32 protein-coding genes are annotated in these 26,097 nt (G+C 71.1%); 14 read left to right on the top strand and 18 right to left on the bottom strand.

The genetic code is table 11. From position 1 onward, the window contains the following. Positions 1-22: 22 nt before the first annotated feature. Positions 23-1,990, bottom strand: a complete 1,968-nt coding sequence (locus AB0M30_RS29035; protein WP_364589818.1) for an FUSC family protein — start codon at positions 1,988-1,990, stop codon at positions 23-25. A 68-nt stretch (positions 1,991-2,058) separates the two neighbouring features. Between AB0M30_RS29035 and AB0M30_RS29030 the strand changes: the two genes are divergently transcribed. Together AB0M30_RS29030 and AB0M30_RS29025 are read left to right on the top strand one after the other, a co-directional pair. After that, complete coding sequence (locus AB0M30_RS29030) at positions 2,059-2,508, top strand: SRPBCC family protein (protein ID WP_364589815.1); 450 nt, start codon at positions 2,059-2,061, stop codon at positions 2,506-2,508. Between the two features lie 114 nt (positions 2,509-2,622). Next, positions 2,623-3,372 carry a polysaccharide deacetylase family protein gene (locus tag AB0M30_RS29025; protein WP_364590113.1) on the top strand — a complete coding sequence of 250 codons (750 nt, stop codon included), beginning with the start codon at positions 2,623-2,625 and terminating at the stop codon, positions 3,370-3,372. Here AB0M30_RS29025 and AB0M30_RS29020 read toward each other — a convergent pair. From AB0M30_RS29020 to AB0M30_RS29005, 4 genes are all read right to left on the bottom strand, one after another. After that, complete coding sequence (locus AB0M30_RS29020; protein WP_364589812.1) at positions 3,369-3,848, bottom strand: carboxypeptidase regulatory-like domain-containing protein; 480 nt, start codon at positions 3,846-3,848, stop codon at positions 3,369-3,371. The genes AB0M30_RS29025 and AB0M30_RS29020 overlap by 4 nt on opposite strands. Beyond that, on the bottom strand, positions 3,845-4,450 hold the full coding sequence (locus tag AB0M30_RS29015; RefSeq protein ID WP_364589809.1) for a sigma-70 family RNA polymerase sigma factor: 606 nt from the start codon (positions 4,448-4,450) through the stop codon (positions 3,845-3,847). Before AB0M30_RS29015 ends, AB0M30_RS29020 begins: the two co-directional genes overlap by 4 nt. 417 nt (positions 4,451-4,867) lie before the next feature. Next, complete coding sequence (locus AB0M30_RS29010) at positions 4,868-5,533, bottom strand: SGNH/GDSL hydrolase family protein (RefSeq protein ID WP_364589806.1); 666 nt, start codon at positions 5,531-5,533, stop codon at positions 4,868-4,870. Positions 5,534-5,543: 10 nt separating this feature from the next. Then, a complete protein-coding gene (locus tag AB0M30_RS29005) occupies positions 5,544-6,152 on the bottom strand; it encodes an NAD(P)-binding oxidoreductase (protein ID WP_364589803.1) in 609 nt (202 codons plus the stop codon). Positions 6,153-6,236: 84 nt separating this feature from the next. Between AB0M30_RS29005 and AB0M30_RS29000 the strand changes: the two genes are divergently transcribed. Continuing rightward, positions 6,237-6,800, top strand: a complete 564-nt coding sequence (locus tag AB0M30_RS29000; RefSeq protein WP_364589801.1) for a helix-turn-helix domain-containing protein — start codon at positions 6,237-6,239, stop codon at positions 6,798-6,800. Here the strand turns inward: AB0M30_RS29000 and AB0M30_RS28995 are convergent. Then, a complete protein-coding gene (locus tag AB0M30_RS28995) occupies positions 6,797-7,285 on the bottom strand; it encodes a MarR family transcriptional regulator (protein WP_364589798.1) in 489 nt (162 codons plus the stop codon). The two genes, AB0M30_RS29000 and AB0M30_RS28995, sit on opposite strands and share 4 nt — an antisense overlap. Positions 7,286-7,378: 93 nt before the next feature. Between AB0M30_RS28995 and AB0M30_RS28990 the strand changes: the two genes are divergently transcribed. Both AB0M30_RS28990 and AB0M30_RS28985 read left to right on the top strand, forming a co-directional pair. After that, positions 7,379-8,275, top strand: coding sequence for an ABC transporter ATP-binding protein (locus tag AB0M30_RS28990; RefSeq protein ID WP_364589796.1), 897 nt, complete (start codon positions 7,379-7,381; stop codon positions 8,273-8,275). Further along, positions 8,272-9,906, top strand: coding sequence for an ABC transporter permease (locus tag AB0M30_RS28985; RefSeq protein ID WP_364589793.1), 1,635 nt, complete (start codon positions 8,272-8,274; stop codon positions 9,904-9,906). The genes AB0M30_RS28990 and AB0M30_RS28985 overlap by 4 nt, the downstream gene beginning before the upstream one ends. Here the strand turns inward: AB0M30_RS28985 and AB0M30_RS28980 are convergent. Beyond that, positions 9,903-10,370 (bottom strand): hypothetical protein, encoded by a 468-nt coding sequence (locus AB0M30_RS28980; RefSeq protein ID WP_364589790.1) that lies wholly within the window; start codon positions 10,368-10,370, stop codon positions 9,903-9,905. The genes AB0M30_RS28985 and AB0M30_RS28980 overlap by 4 nt on opposite strands. 39 nt (positions 10,371-10,409) lie before the next feature. Next, positions 10,410-10,742: a hypothetical protein gene (locus AB0M30_RS28975; RefSeq protein WP_364589787.1), complete on the bottom strand. Its 333-nt coding sequence runs from the start codon at positions 10,740-10,742 to the stop codon at positions 10,410-10,412. A gap of 139 nt (positions 10,743-10,881) precedes the next feature. On the opposite strand from AB0M30_RS28975, the gene AB0M30_RS28970 reads away from it, so the two are divergent. Continuing rightward, entirely contained in the window at positions 10,882-12,108 is a 1,227-nt protein-coding gene (locus tag AB0M30_RS28970; protein WP_364589784.1) for an MFS transporter, read from the top strand. On the opposite strand, the gene AB0M30_RS28965 is transcribed toward AB0M30_RS28970, so the two are convergent. Continuing rightward, the gene (locus tag AB0M30_RS28965; RefSeq protein WP_364589781.1) at positions 12,050-12,622 is read right to left on the bottom strand and encodes a TetR/AcrR family transcriptional regulator; all 573 of its coding nucleotides are present in this window, start codon (positions 12,620-12,622) and stop codon (positions 12,050-12,052) included. The two genes, AB0M30_RS28970 and AB0M30_RS28965, sit on opposite strands and share 59 nt — an antisense overlap. A gap of 95 nt (positions 12,623-12,717) precedes the next feature. Here AB0M30_RS28965 and AB0M30_RS28960 point away from each other — a divergent pair, with 95 nt between their 5' ends. Next, positions 12,718-13,491, top strand: coding sequence for a nuclear transport factor 2 family protein (locus AB0M30_RS28960; protein WP_364589778.1), 774 nt, complete (start codon positions 12,718-12,720; stop codon positions 13,489-13,491). Here the strand turns inward: AB0M30_RS28960 and AB0M30_RS28955 are convergent. The 3 genes from AB0M30_RS28955 to AB0M30_RS28945 form a co-directional block, all read right to left on the bottom strand. Next, on the bottom strand, positions 13,454-14,242 hold the full coding sequence (locus AB0M30_RS28955; RefSeq protein WP_364590110.1) for a metal-dependent hydrolase: 789 nt from the start codon (positions 14,240-14,242) through the stop codon (positions 13,454-13,456). The genes AB0M30_RS28960 and AB0M30_RS28955 overlap by 38 nt on opposite strands. A 57-nt stretch (positions 14,243-14,299) precedes the next feature. Then, positions 14,300-14,653: an STAS domain-containing protein gene (locus tag AB0M30_RS28950; protein ID WP_003078104.1), complete on the bottom strand. Its 354-nt coding sequence runs from the start codon at positions 14,651-14,653 to the stop codon at positions 14,300-14,302. A 218-nt stretch (positions 14,654-14,871) separates the two neighbouring features. Beyond that, the gene (locus AB0M30_RS28945) at positions 14,872-15,180 is read right to left on the bottom strand and encodes a WhiB family transcriptional regulator (RefSeq protein WP_103341709.1); all 309 of its coding nucleotides are present in this window, start codon (positions 15,178-15,180) and stop codon (positions 14,872-14,874) included. 164 nt (positions 15,181-15,344) lie between these two features. On the opposite strand from AB0M30_RS28945, the gene AB0M30_RS28940 reads away from it, so the two are divergent. The 3 genes from AB0M30_RS28940 to AB0M30_RS28930 all read left to right on the top strand — a co-directional run bounded on the left by AB0M30_RS28940 (position 15,345) and on the right by AB0M30_RS28930 (position 17,019). Next, positions 15,345-15,761, top strand: coding sequence for an anti-sigma factor (locus AB0M30_RS28940; RefSeq protein ID WP_013222240.1), 417 nt, complete (start codon positions 15,345-15,347; stop codon positions 15,759-15,761). Then, positions 15,758-16,537 carry a SigB/SigF/SigG family RNA polymerase sigma factor gene (locus AB0M30_RS28935; RefSeq protein ID WP_364589774.1) on the top strand — a complete coding sequence of 260 codons (780 nt, stop codon included), beginning with the start codon at positions 15,758-15,760 and terminating at the stop codon, positions 16,535-16,537. The genes AB0M30_RS28940 and AB0M30_RS28935 overlap by 4 nt, the downstream gene beginning before the upstream one ends. Before the next feature lie 62 nt (positions 16,538-16,599). Next, a complete protein-coding gene (locus AB0M30_RS28930; protein ID WP_364589771.1) occupies positions 16,600-17,019 on the top strand; it encodes an ATP-binding protein in 420 nt (139 codons plus the stop codon). 44 nt (positions 17,020-17,063) lie between these two features. Here the strand turns inward: AB0M30_RS28930 and AB0M30_RS28925 are convergent, their stop codons facing one another. Beyond that, on the bottom strand, positions 17,064-17,549 hold the full coding sequence (locus AB0M30_RS28925; protein WP_364589768.1) for a MarR family transcriptional regulator: 486 nt from the start codon (positions 17,547-17,549) through the stop codon (positions 17,064-17,066). Between the two features lie 42 nt (positions 17,550-17,591). On the opposite strand from AB0M30_RS28925, the gene AB0M30_RS28920 reads away from it, so the two are divergent. Both AB0M30_RS28920 and AB0M30_RS28915 read left to right on the top strand, forming a co-directional pair. Continuing rightward, a complete protein-coding gene (locus AB0M30_RS28920; RefSeq protein WP_364589765.1) occupies positions 17,592-18,569 on the top strand; it encodes an aldo/keto reductase in 978 nt (325 codons plus the stop codon). A gap of 18 nt (positions 18,570-18,587) precedes the next feature. Then, on the top strand, positions 18,588-19,226 hold the full coding sequence (locus tag AB0M30_RS28915; protein ID WP_103341704.1) for a nitroreductase family protein: 639 nt from the start codon (positions 18,588-18,590) through the stop codon (positions 19,224-19,226). Between the two features lie 78 nt (positions 19,227-19,304). Here AB0M30_RS28915 and AB0M30_RS28910 read toward each other — a convergent pair whose 3' ends face one another. The 3 genes from AB0M30_RS28910 to AB0M30_RS28900 form a co-directional block, all read right to left on the bottom strand. After that, positions 19,305-20,048: a 3D domain-containing protein gene (locus tag AB0M30_RS28910; protein ID WP_364589762.1), complete on the bottom strand. Its 744-nt coding sequence runs from the start codon at positions 20,046-20,048 to the stop codon at positions 19,305-19,307. A 126-nt stretch (positions 20,049-20,174) separates the two neighbouring features. Next, positions 20,175-20,813, bottom strand: a complete 639-nt coding sequence (locus AB0M30_RS28905) for an alpha/beta fold hydrolase (RefSeq protein WP_364589759.1) — start codon at positions 20,811-20,813, stop codon at positions 20,175-20,177. Between the two features lie 9 nt (positions 20,814-20,822). Further along, positions 20,823-21,494: an HNH endonuclease family protein gene (locus AB0M30_RS28900; protein ID WP_360166297.1), complete on the bottom strand. Its 672-nt coding sequence runs from the start codon at positions 21,492-21,494 to the stop codon at positions 20,823-20,825. Positions 21,495-21,672: 178 nt separating this feature from the next. Here AB0M30_RS28900 and AB0M30_RS28895 point away from each other — a divergent pair, with 178 nt between their 5' ends. Together AB0M30_RS28895 and AB0M30_RS28890 are read left to right on the top strand one after the other, a co-directional pair. Further along, the gene (locus AB0M30_RS28895) at positions 21,673-22,716 is read left to right on the top strand and encodes a tetratricopeptide repeat protein (protein WP_364589756.1); all 1,044 of its coding nucleotides are present in this window, start codon (positions 21,673-21,675) and stop codon (positions 22,714-22,716) included. A gap of 78 nt (positions 22,717-22,794) precedes the next feature. Beyond that, positions 22,795-23,262, top strand: coding sequence for a hydrogenase maturation protease (locus tag AB0M30_RS28890; RefSeq protein WP_364589753.1), 468 nt, complete (start codon positions 22,795-22,797; stop codon positions 23,260-23,262). Between the two features lie 13 nt (positions 23,263-23,275). Here the strand turns inward: AB0M30_RS28890 and AB0M30_RS28885 are convergent, their stop codons facing one another. Both AB0M30_RS28885 and AB0M30_RS28880 read right to left on the bottom strand, forming a co-directional pair. After that, a complete protein-coding gene (locus AB0M30_RS28885; RefSeq protein WP_364589750.1) occupies positions 23,276-24,493 on the bottom strand; it encodes a hypothetical protein in 1,218 nt (405 codons plus the stop codon). Beyond that, complete coding sequence (locus AB0M30_RS28880; protein WP_364589747.1) at positions 24,490-25,956, bottom strand: AAA family ATPase; 1,467 nt, start codon at positions 25,954-25,956, stop codon at positions 24,490-24,492. The genes AB0M30_RS28885 and AB0M30_RS28880 overlap by 4 nt, the downstream gene beginning before the upstream one ends. Positions 25,957-26,097 lie beyond the last annotated feature (141 nt).

Genomic DNA, 26,097 nt, shown 5'->3' with positions numbered 1-26,097 from the left:
GTGCATTGAACCGCACAAGTGCTCAGGTGCGCCGCTGGTGGGGCAGGAACCGCCGGACGAGCCCCAGGGGTGGGCGTTCGGCCAGGTCGGGGCCGCGGACGGCGTCGAACGCCGACTCCAGCTGGTCGACCACGCCGGACAGCTGCGGGGCGTCCGGCAGCGGCATCGACCGCGGCGCCCGCTGCTCCCGGACCGCCGAAGCGAGTTCCCCCAGTGCGGCCGTCAGCAGCTCGATGTCGGCCGGGTCCGGCGGCGGCACACCGCGCCCGATCGTCACGCCGACCTCGGTGACGGCGTCCGCGACGCGCTCCTGCGCGGCGATCACCGGCCACCACGCCACCGCCTGGCGGCCGTGCGCGGACGGCTCGACGACGGCCTGCTGGAACGCCGTCCGCAGGTCGGCCAGGGCCCGGTAGGCCCCGCGCCGCGCTCGCGACCGCGCCAGCCGCGCCTCCCCCGATGACGCTTCGACCAGCGCGTGCGAGACGTACTTCGCGACGGCGTCCAGGCCGTCGGCCAGCCGCCCGCCCACCCGCGGGCGCCGGCTGCCGGGCCACAGCAGGTAGCCGAAGACGAGCACGATCACGCAGCCCAGCACGGTGTCGACCAGCCGCGCCAGCACCACGCTCCAGTTCCCGGTGTGGGCCAGGCCCATCTGCAGGATGATCAACGGCGTCACGAAGGCGCTCTGGATGCCGTAGTTGCGCACCTTCCCCACCGCGATGCCGCCGGCGAAGACCGCGCTGAGCACCACCAGGACCCAGCCGTTCGCGCCGAGACCGAGCACCGCGGCACCGATCCCGACGCCGATGACCGTGCCGATGCCGCGCAGCACCGCGCGGCCGAAGACGGAGCCGAAGTCGGGCTTGAGCACGATGCCGACGGTCAGGGTGATCCAGTACGAGCGTTCCAGCGGCACGAGCAGGCCGACGATCTCGGCGATCGCGACGCACAGCGTCAGCCGCAGCGCGGCGATCCAGGTGAGCGGGCCGGACGCGAGCGAGCCCGCCCACTCCCGCAGGCGGCGGTGCCACGGCGTCGGCTGCCGGCGCTTGCGGTCGTCGCCCTTGCCGATCCGGACCAGCCCCGCGTAGAGCGCGGCGAGCACCGGGTCGGCGTCACCGGGCGGCACCGGCGGCGGGGGCGGCAGCGGCTGGCCGGCCAGCACCGCCGCCGAAAGCGCGACGAAGTGGTCGACGACCTCCGCGGCCGGCCGGCGACCCGCGTTGACCATCGCCACCGACGCTTCGACGGCGGGCGTCGTCGCCGAAAGCAGGTTGAGCAGGTGCCGGTAAGCGGCGTCGCGGCCGGACAGCCAGGAGCGCGCGGTGAGCAGCTGGTCGTAGGCGGTGTTCATCGCCGTGGTCAGCCGGTGGCGAGCGACCCGCGAGACGGCTTCGTCAGTCGCGGACAGCATCGCGGCCAGCTCGACGTAGACGTGCGCGACGGCGGTGCGTTCGGGGCTGGTCGCCCGGACCGTCCAGGTGACGAGCGCGACCAGCAGGCTCCAGGCGGCGCCGAGGCAGAAGCAGCCGAAGAGGACCTCGACGCGGACGCCGGTCGCGTGCTGCCCGGTGGCGATCACGCAGAACACGAGCATCTGCAGCCCGGCGACCGAGGCGTTGCTCCCGGCCGCGCTGATCACCGCGGACACCGCGGCGACCAGGATCACGGTGGGCATGGACAGCGCCGGGGTGCCGCCGGTGAGCAGCCCGGCGAGGTAGCCCGCGGTCGCGGCGAGGGTCGCGCCGCCGAGCCGCCGGGCGCGGTAGCGGTAGGGCCCGGCCGATTCGGACAGCACGGCGGGCAGGGCCCCGGTCGAGATGAGCGCGCCGACGCCGATGTCGCCCGCCGCGTACGCGATCGCGAGCGGCACGGCCAGCGCGACCACGGCCCGGGTGACCATGTTCCACGGCACCGGCACCGGCGTGCTGCGCAGGAGCTGGACGAGCCAGTGCGGCGCGGCGAGGTCGGGGCGCGGCGTGCTCACCCCCTCATCTTGACCTACGCTCCCGGAGACGATTAATTATCAACCTGTCAACAACGTGGGAGGTTCCGGTGGCTCGCAAGTACTCGTACGAGGTCAACCGCACGAGCACCGCGCCGCCGGAGGCGCTGTTCGCGCTCGAAGCGGACGGCCCGCGCTGGGCGGAGTGGGGAAGGCCACTGATCGTCCAGGCCCGCTGGGCGCGGCGCGGCACCACCGAACCCGACGGCGTCGGCGCCGTCCGCGAGGTCGGGCTGTGGCCGGTGCTGATCCGCGAGGAGACCCTCGAGTACGAGCCCGGCCGCAAGCACGTCTACGCCTTCGCCGGCGGCAAGCCGATCAAGGACTACCGCGCCGAAGTGCTGTTCACGCCGACCGGCGGCGGCGGCACGCACCTGCGGTGGACCGGCTCGTTCACCGAGCCGGTCAAGGGCACCGGGCCCGTGCTCGCGGCCACGCTCCGGATCGTGATCCGGCTCTTCTCGGCCAAGCTGGTCAAGGCGGCCGAAACCGGGCGCTGAGCTGGGTGGCCCGGACCACACAAGATCACCCGGCGCAACGTTTCTCCACCCTCCCGCGTCACTCTTTCGGGTAGTACACGAAAGGGGGAAGGCGTGCGGAAGCGCTTGACAGCCGTGGTCGCCGCGGCGGCACTGGCCTTGACCGGGTGTTCGGGCCACGAGCCGGATCAGCCGGAGTCCGGCACGAGCCAGCCGAACCCCGCACCCCAAGGCCTGAACCCCGACGTGAAGACGTCCGGTCCCTACCCGTTCGGCACGGTCCAGCAAAAGGCGCCCCCGGTCGAAAACGGCCAGGTCCCGCTGATCCGCCGGATCACCACCGACAAGCCGTACGTCTTCCTCACGATGGACGACGGCGCGGTGCAGGACCCCGACGCGCTGAAGCTGATGCAGCAGAACGGGACCCACCCGGTGCTGTTTCTGAACCAGAAGTACGTGAAGGGCCACGAGGCCTACTTCAAGCAGATCCTCGACGCCACCGGCGCCACGCTCGGCGACCACACGGTCGACCACCCGAACCTCAAGGGCAAGCCGTACGAGTTCCAGCGCAAGGAGATCTGCGACGACGCCGACGACTTCCAGCGCGACCTCGGCGTGCGCCCGTCGCTGTTCCGGCCGCCGTTCGGCAACTACGACCAGAACACCCTGCGCGCGGCGGCCGCCTGCGGGATGCGCGCGTCGGTGCTGTGGACGGCCGCGGTCAACGACGGCGTCGTCCAGTTCCAGTCAGGCGACAAGCTCAAAGCGGGTGACATCGTGCTGATGCACTTCCGGAAGACCTTCAAAGAGGACTACACGGCGTTCGTGGAGCGGGCCAGGAAGGACGGGCTCACGCCCGTCCCCCTGGCCGACTTCCTGGGTTAAAGCACGACCGTCGGCGTCACGACGGTCCGGCGGCACGACACGTCACCGAGGTGCACGAGGATCTGCGTCGTCCCGCACGGCACGTTGTCCAGCACGAACCGGCCGCCTTCGTCGGCCGTCGTCGACGACGTGCCGTGCTCGGCGACCCGGACCTCGACGCCGTACTGTCCGGCCGGGACCAGCCAGCCGTCGATGCGGTGCAGCTTGCCCATCTTGGTCAGGTTGATCATCACCGTCAGATCGCTGACCGTGAACGTGATCGTGCCGGTGCCGCCACCGCGGACCCCGGCGAGGTTGTCCAGCCGCTCCCAGCGGGCGACCTCGACGTCGAGGTCCTCGAGGGCGAGCGCGAATTGGACCCGCTGCACCAGGTCACCCGGTGGCGGGTCCAGTTCGTCGAGAAAACGGCCGATGTCGGCCAGCAGTACGTCGTCACCGAAGGAGGCTTGGCCCCCCGGCGTCCCGAGGTCGTTCATCGGCTTCCCCCTTCACTGGCGAGGAGATCGCGCATCTGGTCGAGGCAGCGACCCCTGGTCGGGCCGACACTGCCGCGCGGCATGCGCAGCGCCTCGGCGACGAGCTGGTACTCCGCCCGACCCGCGAGCACGGTCAGCCGGAGCAGTTCCTGACAGCGGTGGGGCAGCCGGACGAAGGCGCGCCAGACCCGGCGGTCGCGGTCGGCGCGGATGGCTTCGTCTTCGGGTGCCGGTTGGGTGCTCGGCATGGCCTCGGCGACCTCGTCGCTCAGCGGCACCGGCTGCATGCGACGGCCGAACGGGTGGGTGGCCTCGCGGCGGGCGGTGGTGATCAGCCAGGCGGCGAGGGCCTTGGGGTCGCGGAGCTTGCCGAGCTGGCTGAACAGCGCCAGCCAGACGGTCTGGACGACGTCTTCGGCGACCGCGCGGTCGAGCCCGTTGGCCCGGGCGACGTGCCAGACGAGCGGGGTCAGCTCTTCGACGAGGCGGGCCATCGCCCGGCGGTCACCGTCTCTGGCGGCCTGCATGCACGCGGCGTGCAGTTCGGCGCCGGTCAGGCCCTCCCAAGGCGGGTCTACCTCTGTGGTTTGCACGTCGGTCACCGTATCTGCCCCTCTTCGGAAGAGTCTTCGAGTCGGCAATGGCAGTATCGCGGGTCCTTCGGGGGGAAGGAGCGTGCAGGTGGATCTCGGATGCATCAAGGTCACTTACTTCGTCGGTCGTGCACTACCGGTCAAGGACGGTTGCGGGAGGTACCGGCCGGCACGCGTGGCACGCACCGGCCGGCACTCCCCTCCCTCAAGGGCCCGCTCCCCAACGGGCCCCGCCGGATGTCCCCTCCCCCGAAGGGCACCCGGCCGACGGTGTCCGGCAGCCCCCTCGGCTCCCGGCCACCGCGTTCACTCCGAACGCGACACCCCCTGTCGTGTTCCTCCGTGCTTGGCTGCTCCACAGGACGCAGTGGGGGCCCCGCCAGATACCGGATCCGGCGAATTTTTTTGAGAATCGACGCAGGGCGGCTAACTGATCACGGCGTGTGCCAGCGTCCCGGCCCAGCGGGCGTAGCCGGCGGGCCCCGGGTGGAACCGGTCGCTCGCGAAGGCGGCCGGGTCGAGCAGGGCGGGATCCATCGGGAGGTGCCGGACGCCGGGGATCCTCTCGAGCGTCGCGGCCGCCTGGTCGAGAATGGTCGAGCGGGCCGAAAGGACGTCACGCAGCGGGCGCGGCAGGGCCGGGAAGCGGGCCATCGGCGGCACCCCGGCCAGCAGGACGTCGACCGGGCCGAGCCGCCGGCGCAGGTCGAGGACCAGGCGCAGGAGGTCACGGCGGTAGCCCGCGGCCGTCCGGAGCTCGATGGTGTCGTTGACGCCGAGGGCGATCACGACCAGATCGGCCGGGCGGACCAGCGGGAGGAGCTCGGCGCGGACCACCCGGGCGTTGGCGCCGGTCCGGCCGACCGCCTGCCAGCGCACCGCCCGGCCGTCGCGGGCCAGCTCGCGGGCGAGGCAGCCGGTGAGCGCTTCCTCGTGGTCCGCCGCGCCGACCCCGTCCACCGTGGATTCCCCGAGCACGGCCAGCCGGAAGGGCTCGCCGTGGCCCGGGACGAGCCCTTCGGTGGGACCGGCCGCGCCCGGGAGCCGCGGAGTCTTGCGCTTGACGTACAGAGCCTGAGCGAGGAGCACCATGGGTTCGACGTTATCCGTGGGCGATCGAAACCTTCTGCCTGATCAGGGTGGGGTCCGCCACGGCGTCGAGCAGGTACGCGGCGACGTCGGCGCGCCGGATGGTGAACGTGCGGACGTTGCCGTCGAGCCGGCTCGCGACCTTGCCCGTGCGCGGCCCGTCGAGCAGCATCGGCGGCCGGACGATCGTCCAGTCCAGGTCGCTGGCTTCGACCACGGCCTCCATCGCGAGCATGTCCGCCCAGCCGTGCTTGAGGAAGGTGTTGAGCAGCGGTTTCACGAGTGAGCGCGTGAAGAAGCCGTCTCCCTCGGTGTGCATGCCGCTGGCGCTGACGACCAGCAGGCGCTTCGCCCCGGCCCCGATCGCCGCGCGGGCACCGTCCACGCAGACCGTGGTCGGCCCGCGGTCGCGGGAACCGACCGCCGAAATCACCGCGTCCCGGCCTTCGACGGCGGCCGCCAGCTTGTCGTGGTCCGGGAACCCCGCGACCACGACCCGGGCGGGCAGCTGCAGCTTGGCCGGGTCGCGGACCACGGCCGTGACGTCCCAGCCGCGGTCCAGGGCCTGCTTGACGACCTCCCCGCCGACGCCGCCGGTCGCCCCCAGAACGGTGATCTTCATGCGGTCTCCTCCTCGGTTAGTGAACACTCACCAGGTAGGGTGAGTGTTCACTAACCACGCTGAGAACGCACTCAGGGAGCAGCCATGGGAAGCCGCGAAGAGATAGTCGCCGCGGCCGCGAAGGTGATGCGCGAGCAGGGCTACGCCCACGCGACGACCAAGGTCATCGCGCGGACCGCGGGCTACTCGGAAGCGATGCTCTACAAGCACTTCCGCGACAAGACCGACCTGTTCCGCAGCGTGCTGGCCGAAGAACTGCCCGCGCTGGGCGCCACCTTGGCCGAACTGACCGCGGACCCCGGCCAGGCGCCGCTGCGGGACAACCTCGTCCGCGTGGCCCGGCTCGGCCTGGCGTTCTACGTCGACAGCTTCCCGATCGCCGTCTCGATGTTCTCGTCACGGGAACTGCTGCGCTCCCACCGGGAGCGGCTGCGCGGGCACGGTCCCCACTTGCCCGTGCGGGGGGTCGCGGACTACCTGCGCGCCGAGCGGGCTCTGGGCCGGATCAAGGCGGCCACGGACGTCGAGGCGGCCGCGGCCCTGCTCCTCGGCGCGTGCTTCCAGCAGGCTTTCCTGGCCACCTTCGAAGAGATCGAGCCGGTCGATCACGCCGAGCAGCTCGCGGACGTCCTGCTCGCCGGCCTCTAGGCGTTCTTCTGCTCGCGGAGCTGGTGCCAGCGCTCGTACATGTTGTTGAGCTCGTCCAGCATGAACGACAGGAAGTCCCGCATCTCGGCCAGCCGCTTGCCCGAAGGGGTGTCCTCACCCAGGGCGTCGATACCGTTCTCGGCCGCGTCGCGCCACATGATGATCATGCGGTCGCGCTTCATGAACGTGGCGTACCAGAGGTCGTCGTAGAGGCGGTAGTGGTCGCGGCGCTCGCCGGGCTCACGTTCCTTGGCGACCAGGCCGATCTGCTCGAGGTAGCGCACCGCGCCGGAGACGGCGGCCGGGCTGACCTGCAGCTGCGAGGCGAGGTCGGCGGCGGTCAAGCGGCCTTCGTCGGTGGTCATCAGCGCGGCGAACACCCGCGCGGGCATGCGCTGCATCCCGATCTGCGAAAGCACGAGCCCGAGGCTCTCGACGTACCGGCGGACGGCGTCTTCATCTCGCTTCGTGTCAGGCGTCGTCATCGGCCCATCCTCCCGTACCCGTCCCCCGTGATCACTCGATCTAGACATTTTCTTAACTTCACAACTTCGTGAAGCGAGTGTAGCTTCCGAACCATGGAAAACGCCATTTCGGTCACCGGCCTGCACAAGTCGTTCGGCCGGACCAAGGCCCTCGACGGCCTTGACCTGCAGGTACCCGCTGGGGAGGTGCACGGCTTCCTCGGCCCGAACGGCGCCGGGAAGTCGACCACCGTCCGGGTCCTGCTCGGCCTGCTCCACGCGGACTCGGGGGACGTCCGGCTGCTCGGCGGCGACCCCTGGAAGGACGCGGCGAGCCTGCACCGCCGCCTGGCCTACGTGCCCGGCGACGTCAACCTCTGGCCCAATCTCTCCGGCGGCGAGGTGATCGACCTGCTCGGGCGCCTGCGCGGCGGCCTGGACGAGAAGCGCCGGGCCGAGCTCATCGAGCGCTTCGACCTCGACCCGAAGAAGAAGGGGCGGACGTACTCGAAGGGCAACCGGCAGAAGGTCGCCATCGTCGCCGCCCTCGCCTCCCGCGTGGACCTGCTGATCCTCGACGAACCGACGTCCGGCCTCGACCCGCTGATGGAAGCGACGTTCCAGTACGCCATCCAGGAGGAGCGCGAGCAGGGCCGGACCGTGCTGCTCTCCAGCCACATCCTCGCCGAGGTCGAGGCGCTGTGCGACAAGGTCAGCATCATCCGCAACGGCCGCACGGTCGAGTCCGGCACACTGGCCGAGCTGCGGCACCTGACCCGGACGTCGATCACCGCCGAGCTCGCCGGGCCGCCGAACGGACTCACCCGGCTGGCCAACATCCACGACCTCAAGGTGGACGGCAACCGCGTCCGCTTCGACGTCGAGACGCGCTCGCTCGACGAAGCGCTGCGGCAGCTCACCGAGGTCGGCGTGCGGAGCCTGGTCAGCCAGCCGCCCACGCTGGAGGAGCTGTTCCTGCGCCACTACACCACCGAAGCGAGCGCGAAATGACCGCGACGCTCTCCCGCACCGAAGCCGAGGCGCCCGCCCACGAACTGGCCGGCACCGGGCACCTCGCCCGGCTCGCGCTGCGCCGCGACCGTGTCATCCTGCCGATCTGGATCGTGCTGCTCAGCGTCGTCCCGGCGAGCACGGTCAAGACGTTCACGCAGTTCTACCCGACCGCCGCCGACCGGCTCTCCCTGCAGGCGGGCGCGAACGCCAACCCGTCCTACGCGCTGCTCTACGGCCCGCCATTCGACCTCACCACGGCCGGCGGGTTCATCGCCTGGCGCATGTGCGGTTTCCTCGCGCTGCTCACCGGGTTGATGGTGGTCTTCACGGTCACCCGGCACACCCGCGCCGAGGAGGACACGGGCCGCGCGGAGCTGCTCGCGTCCGCGGTGGTCGGCCGGTACGCGGCGCTGACGGCGGCGCTGCTGGTGGCCGGCGGCGCGAGCGTGCTGACCGGGCTGATCCAGGCGGTGACGATGATCGGTGCCGGCCTGCCCGCGGCCGGCTCGCTGGCCTTCGGCGCCTCCGAAGCGCTGGTGGGACTGGTGTTCACCGCGGTCGCGGCGGTCGCCGTCCAGCTGGCCGAGTACTCCCGGACCGCCAACGGCATCGGGACCGCCGTGGTCGGCGCCGCCTTCCTGCTGCGTGGCGCCGGCGACTCCACTGTGGACGCTCGCTGGCTGTCCTGGCTGTCGCCGATCGGCTGGGTGCAGCAGGTCCGGGCGTTCGCCGGGGAGCGCTGGTGGGTGCTCCTGCTGCCGGTGGTGTTCGCGCTCGTCGTCGGCGGGACCGGGTACTGGCTGCTGCCTCGCCGCGACGTCGGCGTCGGGTTCCTGCCGCCGCGTCCAGGGCCGGCTCGCGCCGCGGCGAGCCTGCGGTCGCCGTTCGCGCTCGCCTGGCGGCTGCACCGGGGTCCGTTGCTCGGCTGGATGATCGGCACCGCCGTGGTCGGCGCGGTGTTCGGCTCGATCGCCAGCGGCATCGGCGGCCTGGTCGGCTCGAGCCCGCAGGCGCAGCAGATCATGGCGCGGCTGGGCGGCAGCCAGGCGCTGACGCAGGCCTTCCTCGCCGCGATGGCCGGGATGTTCGCCATGGTCGCGTCGCTGTACGGCGTCCAGGCCGTGCTGCGGATGCGCGGCGAGGAGACCGCGATCCGGCTCGAGCCGGTGCTGGCCACCAGCGTCGGCCGGCTGCGCTGGGCGGGCAGCCACCTGGTGTTCGCCTTCTTCGGCACGGCGGCGCTGCTGCTGTCCGGCGGGGTGTTCATGGGCCTGGCCAACGGCCTGCGCACCGGCGACGTCGGCGGCTCGCTCGCGGACACCCTCGCCGGGATGCTGGTCCAGCTGCCCGCGGTCTGGGTGGTCGTCGCGCTCGCGGTGGCGATCTTCGGGCTGCTGCCGGGCTTTTCGGCCGCGGCGTGGGCCGTCGGTGCGCTGGCGCTGCTGCTCAGCCTGTTCGGCCCGGTCCTCGACCTGCCGCAGGCGGTGCTGGACGTCTCGCCGTTCCAGCACCCGCCGAAGATCCCCGGCCAGGCGTTCACCGCGACACCGCTCGCGTGGCTGCTGGCGGTGGCCGTCGTCGCGTCGGTGGCCGGCCTGGCCGGCTGGAAACGCCGGGACGTCGGCTAACGCACCCGCAGCTCGTGGTCGGCACCGGCCACGAGCTGCGCCTGCGGCCCGGCCTTCCCGCAGGCCGGGCCGTTCGGCTCGGCGAAGGACGGCGTCACCTCGGCGGTGTGCGGTTTCCCGTCGTCGAACCGGACGGTGACCCGCACCGGCTCGGCGGGCAGGCCGGGGATGGCCGCGAAGCCGTGGAGGCCGCCGGTGGGGATCATCGACGTGCCGCACGAGCCGTCCGGGCCGGTGCCCGTGCAGGTCGTCGCCCCGGCCGACGTCTCGGGGTAGAGGCCGACTTCGGGCGTGACGCACTGGCCACGCCAGCAGGCTTCGAGCGTCGCTTTCGAGATGCCGTTCGGCGACGGGATCGACAGGCTGATGCCGACGGGGACACCGATCGCCGTGCAGGCGACCTCCGGCCCGGTACAACCGGCCGCCGCGGCGGCGAGCATCGCGAACCCCAGTACGTAACGCATGCCGACCAGACGGGCACCGGCGGCCGCCGGGTTGCACCGTCAGTCGCGCCAGATGGACGTCAGCGGCAACGGGGACGAAGTCGAGGTCGGCGCGACGGAGGTGGCCGAGGTCGCCGGCGGCACGGTGACCTCGACGACGCTGGTGGTGGTCGTGGCCGGCGGCGTCTCGACCGAGGTGACGGTGGTGGGCGGCGCGGACTCGGTGACCGTGACGGGCACCGCGGACACGGTCCGGGTCGGCGGCGGATCGGGGGTCTCGGCGGTGCGCGGGGCGGGCCGCCCGGCGACGAGCGTGGCGGCCACCAGCAATCCGGTGGCGAAGCCCGCGAGGCCGGTGACCGCGGCGGAGCCCCAGGTAGGTCGGCTGGTCATCCGGCACCCCCTCGCCACGCGCAGCGCAGGTACAAGGACTAACTCGCGTTGATCTTACGTCGTGTTACCCGATGTGCACCTGGAGCGTGGAAGACTCAACTTTCTTGCGCCGAACACGCGCACGTGCCAGCTTGGAACGATGAGAGTACTGGGGAACCGGGACTTCCGGCGCCTCTGGCTCGCCGACCTCGTCAGCCAGCTCGGCAGCCGGATCGACGTCCTGGCCGTGCCGTTGCTCGCGGTCACCGCGCTCGGTGCGCCGGTCTTCGAGGTCTCGCTGCTGCGGACCGCGGCCACGCTGCCGTACCTGGTGCTCGGCCTGCAGGTCGGCGTCTGGTGCGATCGGATCCGCCACCGCCCGGTGCTCATCGCCGCGGACGCCGGGCGGGCCGTGCTGATCGCGTCGATCCCGGTGGCCGCCCTGTTCGGCGTGCTCGGCATGGCCCAGCTGCTCGCCGTGGTCCTCGCCGTCGGCCTGCTCGGCGTCTTCTTCGACGTCGCCCACCAGACCTACGTCCCGCAGCTGGTCCGGCGCGAGCAGCTGCCGGAAGCCAACACCCGGCTGCAGACGAACCGGTCGCTGGCGGCGGTCGCCGGTCCCGGCCTCGCCGGGCTGCTCGTCCAAGCGCTCGGTACCGCGGCGGCGCTGGCGGCCGACGCCGTCAGCTACCTGTGGTCGGCCCTCTGGCTGCGCCGGATCGAGACGCCGGACGCGCGGCCCGAACCGCGGGAACGGCAGTTGCTGCGCGAGATCGGCGAAGGGCTGCGGCTCGTTCGCGGCGACCGCGTCCTGCTGGCGATCAGCGCGCACGGCGCCGTGTCGAGCTTCTTCCAGTCGGCCCACCTGGCGATCGTGGTCGTGTTCCTCGCGCGAGACGTGGGGCTTTCGCCGTGGGTGATCGGGGTGCTCGGCACGGCGTCGCTGACCGGCGCCCTCACCGCCGGGCTGACCGCGCGGTGGCTCGGGGACCGGATCGGCCAGGCGCGGGCTCTGTGGGGTGCGGCGGTGCTGTTCGGCCTGGCGTACCAGCTCTATCCGTTCACCGGACGCGGCTGGGCGCTCGCCTGCTACGTCGCCGCCGGGTTCTTCACCAGCTACAGCGTGATCGTGCTGAGCGTCTTCGGCGTGAGCTTCCAGCAAGCCGTCACGCCGCCGGAGCTGCTGGGCCGGGTCAACGCCATCTCGCAGACGCTGGTGTTCGGCGTCGTGCCGCTCGGCAGCCTGCTCGGCGGCGCACTGGCCGGCACGGCCGGGATGCGGACGACGCTGCACATCGCGGCGGCCGGCGTGCTGGCCTCGGCGGCGATCATGGTGTGGTCGCCGCTGCGGAAGCTGCGTGATCTGACGCCCGCAGACCGTCGATGACCACGCGAACCAGGTGCGCACTCCCCGGCGCGTACCGCTCGACGGCGAGGCAGCCGACGATGAGCGCGCGCAGGTCGTCGCCGTCGATGTCGGGGCGGACGGCGCCGGCGGCCTGTGCGCGGGCGAGCAGTTCGGCCAGCGCGGCGCGGAACTCGTCGCCCGCGCCGGCCTTGAAGGCGTGCCCGCCGGACTCGGCGAGGGCGTCGCAGATGGCCCGGTTGAGGGACGCCTGCTTGATGACGCGGACGAAGTAGTCGACGAAGACCTCGCCGGGGTCCTCGGCGGTGGCGAGCGCGCGGGCTTCCTCGGCGAACTGCTGGATCCGTTCGAGGACGACGGCCTGGAACAGGGCTTCCTTGCTGGGGAAGTGGCGGTAGACAGTGCCGGCACCGACCCCGGCGAGCCGCGCGATGTCGTCGAGCGGCACGGCGAGGCCGTCGAGCGCGAAGGCCTCCTCGGCGGCGGCCAGCACCTTGGCGCGGTTGCGCCGCGCGTCGGCGCGCATCTTCTCCATCACGTCTCCTCGTTGACAACCGGAGCGAGTGCTCCGTATCGTCCTAAGCGGGCCCACCGTTCCGATTCAACGTCCAGTCTTCCAGGAGAATTCCGATGTCGCGCACCGTGTCCGAAATCGCCGCCTTGGTTCGTTCGGGGTTGTCCACCTTGGACGCCACGCCGTTCGCTTCGCTCTTCGCCGCCGACGCGGTGTACGAGATGCCGTTCCTGGGGCAGCGGATCGAAGGCCGCGACGCGGTGGTGGCGACGCTGATGGCCGGAGGTGCCCGGGCGCGGGCGGCAGGGCTGACGAAGGCGCAGGTCACGACGACCCCGGCGGACTCGGGCTTCGTGGTGGAGCTGGTGGTCTCCGGTCCGGGAATCGAGTTCCCGTCGTCGGTGGGGCTCATCACCGTCGTCGACGGTGAGATCACCTCCTACCGCGACTACCCCAACACTTCGGCGGCTTCGAAGTTCACGCGTTCGGTGTTCGACCGGTTCCTCGCCGCCTCGGTCGAGAACCGCTGGGACGACCTCGCCGATCTCTACGCCGAGGACGTCGTCCTCGAAATGCCGTTCACGCTCCCGGGCATGGCCCGCGTCACGAAGGGCCGCGAAGAGCTCCGCCGCCGCTTCCGCGTGGCCGCCGGGTCACGGCGGATCACCAAGGCCGACAACGTCGTGGTCCACGAGACGGCCGACCCCGCGGTGCTGGTGGCGGAGTTCGACCTGCACCAGGAAGTCCGCGGGACGACGTTCGCCGCCTCCTACGTCCTGGTCCTGACCATCCGGGACGGCCTGATCACCCACTCGCGCGACTACACCGACACCGCCGCGGCCGCCGAACGGATCAAGGCGTGGTCGCCTGCTGGCTCGACGGCGGGATGAACAGCCGCTCGAAGGTGCTCACCGCGTGCTCCCACACCCCCGGGACCAGCAGCACCCCGAGCAGCGCGAACACCGGGAAGATCAGCCGCTTCTCGACCTTTTTGCCGGTCCGGAAGCGCAACACCCGCGGCGGCCGGATCTCGTACCACGTCTCGCCGGCGATCGGGATCGGGAACAGGAACGGGCACCCGGCCTCCGTCAGCGCGTCACCCAGGCAGTGGGTCAGGCAGCCGGCCGCGACCGCGATCCCGAGCCAGCCCGAAATGGACGCCAGTTCGCCCGCACGATCGGGTGGCGCCGTGAAGAACCACCACGCCACCGCGGCTCCGCTCACCGGGAGGAGCCAGTCGCCCAGGGCGCCTTCGGCGAGCATCAGCCCGAAGACGACGACGCCCACCACGGCCCAGGGGCCGCCTTCGGTGGTACCCCACGACGTCAGCAGGCCCAGGCCGGCGGCGAACAGGACCGTGTGGGACAGGTGGCGGTGCTTGCCGGAGACCTTCTCGTCCCGCGGGCCCTTCGTCAGGGCGTAGAACCCGGCCGAGACACGGCGCAGCAGCCAGGACAACGCGCCGGTCAGCCAGCCGAGGAGGCGGGACGCGCTCGCTCCGGGGTGGTCGAGGTCCGGCAGCAGGGCGAAGCCCGCCGTGGTCGCCGCGAAGACGACCGCCTGGTGCACCGAACCCGCCCCCACCGCGGGCGCCAGGGCCAAGCCCGCGCACCAGCCGGTCAGGGCATGCGTCCGCCCCATCATCGTGCCGCCCCCAGGTCCGCGAACGAAATCGGTCCGCGGAACCGTAGCGGGCGGTCAGGCTTGGGGATCCTCCGACACGCTCAGGTGTTCGGCCACGCCGGTGAGCTCGATCACGCGGCTCACCGCGGGGCTGGGGACGACCGCGAGTTCGACGTCCTGCTCGCCGGCCTGGCGTTGTGCGCGGAGCACCACGTTCAGCGCGGAGGAATCGAAGAAGGTCACCCCGGTCAGATCGGCCACGACCCGCTGCGCGCGCTTGTCCGCGATCAGCCCCGCCAGGGCCTCCTGCAGCTGCGGACTGGTCAGCAGGTCGAGCTCGCCGGTGACCACCACCCGGGGTTCCGTCGCGTCGGTGTCCAGCGTGATGCCGAACCCGGGCGGGGTGGCGTTCTGGTCGGCTGCGGGCATGCAGTTTCTCCTCGTCAGGCGCTGCTCCTGCGCCGGGTACGCGCCTGCTGTCTCAAGCGGCAACCGTGTCACCGTGCCTTTCCAAAGCTCTCGCCCGGCACGGTCAAGGCAACTCCGGGGCCAACCCTAACCCAGGAAGCGACCGCGCCCGCCACGGCCGCCGCCCTTTCGCGTGTACTGCTCACCGGGGATCAAATCCTGCCTGCTCAGCGCTCTGCTCAGTGCGCACTCATGGTCTTCCGCGCCGCCCTGCGCTGGCGCAGGAAGAGCTGCCGCCGCTCGATCTCACCGAGGCCGCCCCAGATGCCGTAGGGCTCCTGTACGGTCATCGCGTGCTTGCGGCACTGGGCCAGCACCGGGCAGGCCTGGCAGATGGCCTTGGCCCGCGCTTCCCGCCGTTCCCGCGCCGAACCCCGCTCGTTGTCCGTGTGGAAGAAGAGACTGCTGTCCGCACCCCGGCACGAGCCGTGCAGCTGCCATTCCCACTCTTCGGCAACCACGTTGGGCAGCCGGCTCACGTCAGCCATGTCGTCCCCGCCTTTCCCAGGATCTCCCGTGTCGAGCGCTACATGCCCGCCGGTGGAGCGGATCAAACGCGGGTTTGGTTTGCTCACACCACGGGCATCTCGCTGACCGGGCGTGGCAGACACCGCCGATCCCCGGCAGCGCGAGTGCGGAGAAAGGAACAAACGTGGAGGACAACGCCCCGCTCGTCCCGGAAGGCGCGCAGGTGATCGAGGTGCGGACAGCCGCGATACCGCACGTCGTGCCCACGCTGCGGACCATCGTGGCCGACATCGCGATGCGCCAGGACTTCGACCTCGACGCCGTCGAAGACCTCCGGATGGCCGTGGACGAAGCTTGCTCGCTGCTGCTCCCCGCCAGCTCGGACGGCAGGTTGACCTGCGTCTTCTCCTGGAACGGGCCGCGCATCGAGGTCTCCGTGTCGGTGCTGGCCGACAGCGCCGACCACGAGGACGACGCCGGCCTGTCGTGGCAGCTGCTGACCGCCCTCGCGACGACGGCCGAGCGCACGATCACCCCGGAGAACGGCCGTTACCTGTCGCGGGTGGACCTCGTCCGGGAGAGCCAGGCGGCGGACTCGTGAGCGATCCCGCCGGGAGCAGCGGGGACGACCTCGACGTCGGCGCGCTGTTCACCCGACTCGCCGCCCTGCCGGCGGACTCGCCGGAGCGCGAACGCATCCGCGACACCCTCGTGCGCACGCACCTGGAGCTGGCGCGGAACCTGGCCCGGAAGTTCCGCAACCGCGACGAGGCGATGGAGGACCTGGTCCAGATCGCCACGGTCGGGCTCATCCACGCCGTCGACCGGTTCGACCCCTCGCACGGAACGGACTTCCTGGCGTTCGCGGTGCCCACCATCTCCGGCGAGCTGCGCCACCACTTCCGGGACAACAGCTGGTCGGTGCGGGTGCCGCGGCGGCTCAAGGAGCTGAACGCGAACATCTCCGCCGCGCGCGAAGAGCTCACCGTGCAGCTTTCGCGCGCCCCGAAGCCGAGTGAGATCGCGGCGCGGGTCGGGGTGCCCGTCGAGGACGTCTACGAGGGACTCCGCGCCGGCCAAGGCCGCTACGGCGCCTCGCTGGACCACCTGCTGGAGAACGCGGCGCACACGCGGTTCGGGGCGCCGGACGCCGAGCTGGGCCAAGCCGAGCTGCGCGAGGCGCTGCGCCCGATGCTGGAGAGCCTGCCGGAGCGGGAGCGCAAGATCGTGGCGCTGCGGTTCGGCTCGGGGATGAGCCAGTCGGACATCGCCCGCCGCGTCGGGGTGTCCCAGATGCAGGTGTCGCGGCTGCTGGCCGCGACGCTGAAGAAGCTGCGGTCCGGCTTGGACGAATCCGAGCTGGCCGACGGCACCTGATTAGCCGCTGATCCGCTTGGGTACTTGCCGGGCGGTACCGAACTCACTGGGAGGGGGACCGGATGACGAGGTCGAAGACGCCGCCGTGCACGGACACGGCCGTCGCCCCGCTGAGGGTGCTCCTCCCCGCCGACGTGACGGCGCCGGCGCTGGCCCGGCACGAGGTCCGGGCGGCGCTGCTCCGGCTCGGCGTGGGCGAACGGCAGGTCGAAGACATCCTGCTGGCCACCTCGGAGCTGGTCACCAACGCCTTCGAGCACGGCGAACGGCCCCAGCGGCTCGAGTTGGAGTGCGCCGACGGGCGGCTGACGCTGCGGGTGCACGACACCGGCCGGATGCTGCCCGCGCTGCGGGCGCCGTCCCCGGCCGAGGCGCGCAGCCGCGGGCTCGTCCTGGTGCAGGCGCTGTCGCTGGACTGGGGCTTCGAACGCTGCCCCGGCGGCAAGTACGTCTGGGCGGTCTTCCAGCTACCGGACACCTGACCGCCGCCCGTTCGATCAACCGCTCTTGCTCAGCACGCTCTTGCTCAGCACAGTTCCCGCGCGGCGCCGGTCTCACCGATCCGCTGCCGGAACGGCTTGCGCTCCAGGGCTTCGACGATGGCGTCCAGCAGGGCGCGCAGCGAGTACGGCAGCTCGCCTTCCAGGGCCTCCATCGCTTCGGTCGTCGCCGTCCACTCCGCCTCGATCAGCGGCAGCAGCTCGCGCGTCCGCGCGGTGAGCGACACGATCCGCTGCCGCGCGTCGGCGCCCGGCTCGAGGCTCACGAACCCGGCCCGGTGCATCTGCGCGACGGTCTGGCTGGCCGCCGAGTGCGTCACGCGCATCTCTCCGGCGAGTTCGCGGATGGCCAGCGGGCCCCGCGCGAGCAGCGCCCGCACCACCGGCGAGTAGCGCGGCCGGTAGTCGTCGAGGCCGAGGTCGGCGAGGAAGCGCGCGACGTCGCCGTCGAGGATCTCGAGGACGTGCCGCATCCGGGTCCCCAGCCCCTCCGGACCCGAAGTCATCGCCATGACGGCCGATCATAGGCGCCGGTCGTGTGCTTGGATCGCGACATGGAGAACCGGAAGATCGCCCGCCTGGGCCGCGAGGTGTCCGTCGTCGGGCTCGGCTGCTGGCAGCTCGGGGCGGACTGGGGCGAGGTCGACGAGAACGACGCGCTGGCCGTGCTGCACGCGGCGGCCGACAACGGTGTCACCTTCTTCGACACCGCCGACGTCTACGGCGACGGCCGCAGCGAGCGGCTGGTCGGCCGGTTCCTCGCCGAGCGCGGGGACGTCTTCGTGGCGACCAAGATGGGCCGCCGGGTCGAGCAGGTGCCGGAGAACTACGTCGCCGCGAACTTCCGCGAGTGGAACGACCGGTCGCGCCGCAACCTCGGCGTCGACACGCTCGACCTGGTCCAGCTGCACTGCCCGCCGACGCCGGTGTACTCCTCCGACGCGGTGTACGACGCCCTCGACGCGATGGTCGGCGAAGGCCGCATCAAGGCGTACGGCGTGAGCGTCGAGACCTGCGAAGAGGCCCTGACGGCGTTGGCGCGGCCGAACGTCGCCTCGGTGCAGATCATCCTCAACTGCCTGCGGCTCAAGCCGCTCGAGCGCGTGCTGCCCGCGGCGGCGGAGGCGGGCGCCGGGATCATCGCGCGGGTGCCGCTGGCCTCCGGCCTGCTGTCCGGGCGCTACACCGCGCAGACGACGTTCGCCGAGAACGACCACCGCAACTACAACCGCCACGGCGACGCGTTCGACGTCGGCGAGACGTTCTCCGGCGTGCCGTACGAGGTCGGGCTGGAGGCCGTCGAGCGGCTGCGCGGGCTCGTGCCGTCCGGTCAGACGCTCGCCCAGTTCGCGCTGCGCTGGATCATCGACCAGCCGGGCGTCAGCACGGTGATCCCGGGCGCCCGCAACGCCGGGCAGGCGGCGGCGAACACCGCGGCGGCCGCGCTCCCGCCGCTGCCGGCCGAGGCGGCCGCCGCCGTCCGCGAAACCTACGACGAGCTCATCCGGCCGCTGGTGCACGACCGCTGGTGAGCCCGGCATGATGGGCCGATGATGACGCCCGAAGAGCTCCTGACCACCACGAGGACCGTCCGCAAGCGCCTCGACCTCGAGCGCCCGGTACCGCTCGACCTGGTCAAGCACTGTGTTCAGGTCGCGCTCCAGGCGCCGAGCGGTTCGAACACCCAGCGGTGGCAGTGGCTGCTCGTCACCGACGCGGACCAGCGGGCCGCGCTCGGCGAGATCTACCGCCGGGCGTGCGAGGAGTACCTGGCGTCCCCGAACGCCGCGGGCAAGCTGTTCGCCGACGACCCGGGCCGGGCCCCGGTCCAGCAGCGCGTCGGCGACAGCGTCGCGTACCTGGCCGACCGGATGGGTGACGTCCCGGTGCTGGTGGTCCCCTGCCTGGAGACGCCGTCCTCCGAGCTGCCGGCCGGGAACCAGGCGGGGCTGTGGGCGTCGCTGCTGCCGGCGGTGTGGAGCTACATGCTGGCGGCCCGCTCGGTGACGCTGGGCACGGCGTGGACGACGCTGCACCTGAAGTACGAGCAGGAGGCGGCGGAGGTGCTGGGCCTGCCGAAGAACGTCCACCAGGCGGCCCTGATCCCGACGGCGTTCTACACGGGCGACACGTTCAAGCCGGCCGCGCGGCAGCCGCTCGAGGAGGTCCTGCACCTCGACCGCTGGTGACCCGCGAAGGCCTCCTTGCCGGGGCAGTTGGGGGACGTCGGCAAGGAGGCCGTCACGGCCTTTCGGCGGCCAGGTGGTCTACCGCACGGTGAGGGTGAGCCGCTGGATGCCCCAGGCGTCGGCCTGGGAGCCGGGCAGCCAGACATCGACGATGTCGCCGGAGATCCAGCTGCCGATGTCGGCCGCGTAGCACTCGCCGTAGCCCGGCACGGAGAACCGCGTGCCCCACGGGACGAGCCGGGCGTCGACGGCGCAGAAGCCCGGCCCGGCCTGGTAGCCGAGCGCGGTCTGGGCGACGTCGTTGTACGCCGTGACGCGGTAGTTCAGCGTGGTGCCCGCCGGGATTCGGTAGGCCGCGAGCCGGTTCGCGCCGTCGAGGCGGTAGGCCGTCGAGATCTGCCCGAGCGAGCCCGGGGAGTTGTCCTCCGCCGTCATCGCGTAGAGCTGATAGTTCGCGTTCTGGCACGGGCTCGCGTCGGTGACGGTGAGCGTCGGCTGCCCCCAGTCGCTGATCCACTGCAGGGCTTGACCGTTGCGGAAAGCCCGGTAGGCCTTCGCGCCGGGGACCCGGGCGAAGGTGAAGGCGACCTTGCCGTCGGTGCCCAGTCCCCCGCTGACCGAGCCGGGCGCGGGCAGGCGGCTGCCGACGTCCACGGCGCCGACGAGGGTGCCGGGGCCGTGCCCGCCGGTGACCGGGCGGTCGGGGATCGGGCCGGTGTAGAAGTGCCGGCACGCGGGCAGCGTCGCGGCCGAGGCCGCAGGAGCGGTGAGGAGACTGCCGGCGGCGATGGCCGTCAGCGCGAGGACGTGGGCGAAACGCATGACGGGGAACCTCCGTGGTGGGGACCGGGTGGAGGTGACGCGAGCGGGTTCGCCGCTGGTCAAGACCGTAAGTGGCCTGGACCACACAGTCAATAGGTCTAGACCTTTAACCGCCCAACGGCCCAGTCAGAGGTAGCTCACCAGCCGGTCGGCCAGCGCGCCCGGGTGGCTGAGCGGCACGCAGTGCGGGCCGTCGAGCTCGTCCGGCTCGAGCCCGAGGCGCTCCCGCGCGACCCGCCGCTGGAAGTCCGGGACGAAGAACCGGTCGTCGCGGGCGAGGAGCACCTTGGTCGGGACGTCCGGGTGGGCCGGCAGGGGCCACGGCTCGTCCCACTCCTTGCTCACCTGCTCGCGCCCGTGCGCCTGGCACGCCTCGGCGAGCGCCGCCGGGACGCCGTTGAAGAACTGCTCGGTCTCGGTCAGGCCCTTCGGCGACGCGAAGCCCGTGTTGCCCCACCACCGGCCCGGCGGCTCCCCCGGCGCCGGGATCATCCCGGCCAGGTACACCAGCAGCCGCGCCCGGAGCTTCGCCGCGACCAGCGGCGCGGTGAACCCGCCGTACGAATGGCCGACGACGGCGACGTCCGTGCGGTCGCCCAGCGCGTCCAGCACCGTCTCGGTGAACTCGGCCAGCCCGGCCGAGGAGTCGGTGATCGGCAGGTCCGGGGCGACCGCGTCGTGCCCGCGGGCAGCCAGCTCCGGCACGAGCAGGTGGAAGTCCCAGCCGCTGCCGCCGCCTCCGTGGATCAGCGCGAAAGTCGTCACACGCCCAGCTCAGCAGCGACGCAACATGTCGGTCAAGGCGGTTTTCTCGCCCTGCGTGACGGTGAGCCCGTAGTAGTGCTTCACGACGATCCAGTCGGTCGCGTAGGTGCACCAGAACGCCACCAGCGGCGGCTTCCACTGGTCGGGCGCCTTGTCGCTCTTCTGCTGGTTGAGGTTGTCGGTGACGGCGAACAGCTGCGGCCGGGTGAGGTCGTTGGCGAACTGCTCGCGCTTCTCGGTCGTCCACGACTTCGCGCCGCTCGCCCAGGCCTGGCCGAGCGGGACCATGTGGTCGATGTCGACGTCGGTGGCCTTCGTCCAGGTCTCCTCGTCGTAGACGCTGGTCCACGTCCCGGACGTCGGCCTGCAGTCCTTGTCGGTCTGGACGTCCTTGCCGTCGCGCTTGAGGACGACTTCGCGGGTGTCGCAGCCGGAACCCTGGCTGTCCCAATGGGGGAACTTCTCGCGCGAATAGCCGTCCATGGACGTCCGCGCGGCGATGGCGAGCTCGTCGAGCTGCTTCTGCGCGTCGGCCGCGCTCACCGGTACCGGCGCACCCGACGTCGGCGGCGCCGCGCCCGCACCTCTCGTCGCCCAGTACCCGAAGAGCGCGACGGCCAAGATCGCGACTACCAGCAGGGTTCGCTGCGTCACGCTCAGCCGAAAGCTTCGGGCTGCCACGATTTTCCCCTCTCACCTGCACGGTCGCGCGGCGTAGTGTCACCTCTGCCGACGCGGGACAACCGCGCCGACACGATGACCTGGCGCGAATGTGACGTCGCCCACCCACGGCGGAGCTGTCACACGGAGCCGATCTTCTGCGACTACCGGAGCAGGACCCATCCGGAGGGAGCAGCCGATGCCCGGCCGGCTCAAGAAGTTCGACGAGTTTTTCCAGCGCAAAGCCGCGGAAGGCGGCAACGTCGTCGCCATGGCCCGGATGGGTGCGGCGATGCGCGAGCGCGGAGAGCTGCCCGAGGCCGAGTCGTGGTACCGCAAGGCCGCCATGGGCGGCGACCGCGTTTCGATGACGGCGCTGGCCCACCTCCTCGCCGAGCGCGGCGCGCCGGAGGAGGCCGAGCGCTGGTACCACGAGGCCGCCCTGGCCGGCGAGCCGCACGGGATGCAGCACCTCGCCAAGTCCTGCGAGCGGCGCGGCAAGCGCGACGACGCCCGGCACTGGTACGGCGAGGCGGCCCGGACCGGCGACCTGCCGTCGATGGCCGCGCTCGGACGTCTGCTGCGGGAAGACGGGAAGGGCGACGAGGCCGAGGCGTGGCTGCGCCAGGCCGCCGAAGCGGGCTTCACCGGCGCGATGATCGACCTGGGCGTCGTGCTGCGCGACCGCGGCCAGGCCGCCGAGGCGGCCCGCTGGTGGCGCTCCGCCGTGCAGGCCGGCGACCTCGCGGCCACCTGCCAGCTCGGCAGGCAGGCCGAACGGCTCGGCCGGCCGGGCGACGCCGAATCGTGGTACCGCCGGGGCGCGAGCGGCGGCCACGTCGAGGCGATCACCCGGCTGGGGCTGCTGCTGCACCGCCGCGGCGACGTCGAAGAGGCCGAGACGTGGTACCTCGACGCCGCCGAGCGCGGCGACCCGGCGGCGATGACCAACCTGGGCGTGCTGGCCCGCAACCGTGGCGACGAGGGAGAGGCCGCTGCTTGGTACCGCAAGGCCGCCGAGCACGGCAGCATCCCGGCGCTCACCAACCTCGGCCACCTCGCCGAGCACCGCGACGACCTGGCGACGGCCGAGCAGTGGTTCCGCCGGGCCGCCGAGACGGGCGACGTCCAGGGCATGTTGAGCCTGGCGCGCATGCTGCGGGCGCGCGGTGCCGCCCACGAGGCCGAGCTGTGGCTGGCCCGCGCGGAGACCGTGCAGGACGAGCGGGAGCACCAGCACTGACCGTCTTGTGAGGGTCACAACTATTGTGTGATCCATTTCACAGTTCTAGCCTGAGAGCGCACCCCTGGAGGTCGCGCAATGAGGCCACGTGTCCTGGTCGCGAGTATCGGCAACGTCTTCCTGCACGACGACGGCTTCGGTGTCGAAGTGCTCAGGGAACTGGACCGGGCGGGCTTGCCCCCGTGGGTGCAGATCGCCGACTACGACATCGCCACGGTCCACCTGGCGTACGACCTGACCGGCGGCTACGACACGACGATCCTGCTCGACGCGACCCCGCACGGCGGGCCACCGGGCACGCTGTCCCTGACGGAGGCAACCGAGGCGCACGACCTGCCCGGCGACGCGGTCGTCCGCCTCCTCCGCCTCTTGGGCGGCGACGCGGGCCGGGTCCTGGTCCTGGGCTGCGAACCGGCGTGCGTCGACGGCGGGATCGGGCTGTCCCCCGCCGTCGGGGCCGCGGTTCCGGCCGCGGTGCGGGTGGTCACCGAACTGGCGTGGGGCGCGAGCCCGGAACTGCCGGTCAGGGAGAAGACCGAAGTGTGACGGCAGCCGCAAGCTATCGGCAAAGCTCGGCAAATGCGGCCATGAACGCACCCTTGAGTTGCTCGGGAGCGCAGAAGGAGACAGGTCCCACCAAGGTGTCGCCTGTACTCAGGGTCGAAACCATCTCGCTCGGGGCCACCACGAACGCGACACCGAGGTCGATCATGCTTGTCCGCGCTTCGGTCAGGTAAGCCAGTGCTTGACTGTAACCACTTCGGATGTACTTGTGATCCCTGCTGTACTTGCATTCGATGATGAGCGCGCGGCGACTTTCTTCGTTGATGAGCATGATGTCGGGGCTCTTCGTCTGGCCTGGGCGCAGCAGTCCGCTCGTCGCCTCCACGTACGGCTCGACCTGGCCGTACTTCGGCCACAGGCCCCCGGCTTCGAACCACAGGTACCAAGTCTGCCCGGCGAACTCCACCTCGTAGGCAGCTCCGCTGGCGCCGCCGTGGAGCGGACGCAAACTGACCGGTCGATAGCCGTCCGCTCTCAGTGAGGTGAGGACGAGACCGAAGACGCCGAGGTGGAAGAGCGCCGACGCCAGATCTTCGTCCGGCATGATCTGCGCTTTGGCCAGCGCGATCAGATCAGGACCTTCTTCTTGACGCAGGAGGTCGGCGAGATCGGCAACGATCCGCCAGTTCGGCCCGGATCGGCGGAGATCCTTGATCACAGCCGAGTCCGGCAGAGCCGAGGCGACCTGTTGCAATTCGGGCCGCTTCACGAGCTGGTCAAGCGCTTCCAACTGCTCGTCGACGAGTGGCTTCTTCCGGCGCAAATCCCTGAAGGACGCATCGCGGTACACGAGGAGCATGCGTTCGACGGTCCACCGCAGCGCACCCAGCAACGCCTCGTCGGACGTCCGCTGCCGAGTACGTCCCACGAACTCTCGGGGTGGCCAGCCGGTCTGCCGGGTAGCCGCCCAATCGATCCGACCTTGCGGCGCAGGACTCGCCACTCGGGACACCCGCGAGTGAACCGGGATGATGGCCAACCAATCACGCACCCGGACGGGCATGCGCTGCAGGCTCTGGCAGCAATTCTCGAAGAGCACCCGGTGGGCACGCCGTTCTACTTCGCGCTTCGTCCACCGGCTGAATTCGTCGTTCCGCAGTACGGCAGCCAACCCGGCGAAAAGGTCACCCTTTCCCGACCAGCTGTGGAAGAGTTCCCGTACGCCCTCCCACGGGATCGACAAAGTCGGCTTTTCGACGTTTGGCGCCGTCACTGCAGTTCACGCAGCCGACTGCTGACCCAGCCCCACTCCCCGCCGAGGACCTCTGTTCGACTCAGGTCTTCCCCCAATCGATCCAGGTCATCGCCGAGCACGGCCAGCCAGGTACCCATGCTGCTCAAGTAGGCTTCCGCGACGAGTTGCGTCAGCGGCACCGCACTGTCGTCTCGCCTCCCGGCCGCAACGTAGAATGGAATCGACAGCAGCGCGGCCGGCCCCATCGCCTCGCTCCGCACCTCGGTGTGAGAGCGGTAGATTGCGGAAAGGATCGACGCCAACGTCGCCTTTTCGGATGCGTCCAGTGCCGGCCCGAGTTCGTCCAGACGTGTCTGAAGCGCCCGTGTGAAGGCCTCGACTTCCGGGATCGGCACGGGAATGTGATCGAACCGCCGCCCCAACGCCTGCCCGAAGCGGAAGACCCGCTGCGCGTCCACGGCGTTGTACGTCCCCAGAAGTCGCCAGTCGGTGCCGGCCAGGTAGCTGATCGGCCCGCCACCCGCGCCACCGCGCCGCAGGCGGCTCGCTCCGATGACCTGGCTGTGCGGCGTCTCGGCCCAGCCCAACATGATCTTGCTGGCTCCCGGCTCAGCGCTTGCGCGGCCCACTTCGACCGTTTGGCCGGACAACCAGGTGAACAAACCCGCGAAGATGCGATCGAGATCCGCGCGGTTCGCCTCGTCCAAGATCAGCCACCGATCTCGGTGGATGGCCTCCAGCACGTGCCCGGGGCTGAAGCGGAGCCGCCCCTGGTCGTCCACGGTGTCGCCACCGACCAGTTCCCGGACGGTCCAAGACTCATCGGGGGTGACCAGCATCGGTTTTCGAAGCCGAGTCAGCCCGTGAGCTGACGGATTCTTGCTGATGGCGGCGACCAACTCCGTGAGCAAGTGCGTCTTTCCAGTACCGGGTGGGCCCACGAGCATCACGGCGGGACGCGACCGAACGGACACCTTGAGCATGCGTCGAACGCGTTCGTCGAGCTCGAGCCGGTACTTGGGGGCAGCGATCGGTGAGACCTTTTCAGCCTCGATACCGAGGAACTCGCTCAGTACCGATGCCGTGCTCTCACTCTCTGCTCGGTAGCCCAGCCACACAGCCTCCCATCCGGTCGTCCTCCACCCGAAAACCAGACCGACGGAAACGCGCTCAGGAGGTGGCGCGACCAACAACTCCCAGAACTCCTCGGACACCGCCGTGACCCTGTCGTCGGCGCGCAAGTCCACCAATGCGACCCCCAGCACGGTGTCCGTCAGCTGCCCGGTTTTCCGGAACTGCTCGACGAGCTCGCCGTCACCGGCGACACGGACAGCGACGACCTTGTCGATCGGCAACGAGCCGGCGTTCGTCGCGAGAAGCACTTCGAGCTGGCGGAGTCCCTCGCCAGGCTCGTCGTGGTCAACATCAGCCAGCCCGATTTCCGCGAGCTCGTCCACCAGCCGCTGCGGCAGTCCCGTCATGGCAGACAACCGTACTGGCGCGGTGACACCGAAGGCTGCAGACACACTAGTGACCCGCACCTGAAATTCGTCGGCAATATCGTGCGAGTGAGTCGATGATCTCTTCGGCGGTCTTGGTCCACACGAACGGCTTGGGGTTCT

The organism is Amycolatopsis sp. NPDC051716 (assembly GCF_040681595.1).
Lineage (GTDB): Bacteria > Actinomycetota > Actinomycetes > Mycobacteriales > Pseudonocardiaceae > Amycolatopsis.
Note: the sequence above shows the minus strand (reverse complement) of the source record. Positions and strands in the feature narration are given on the sequence as shown.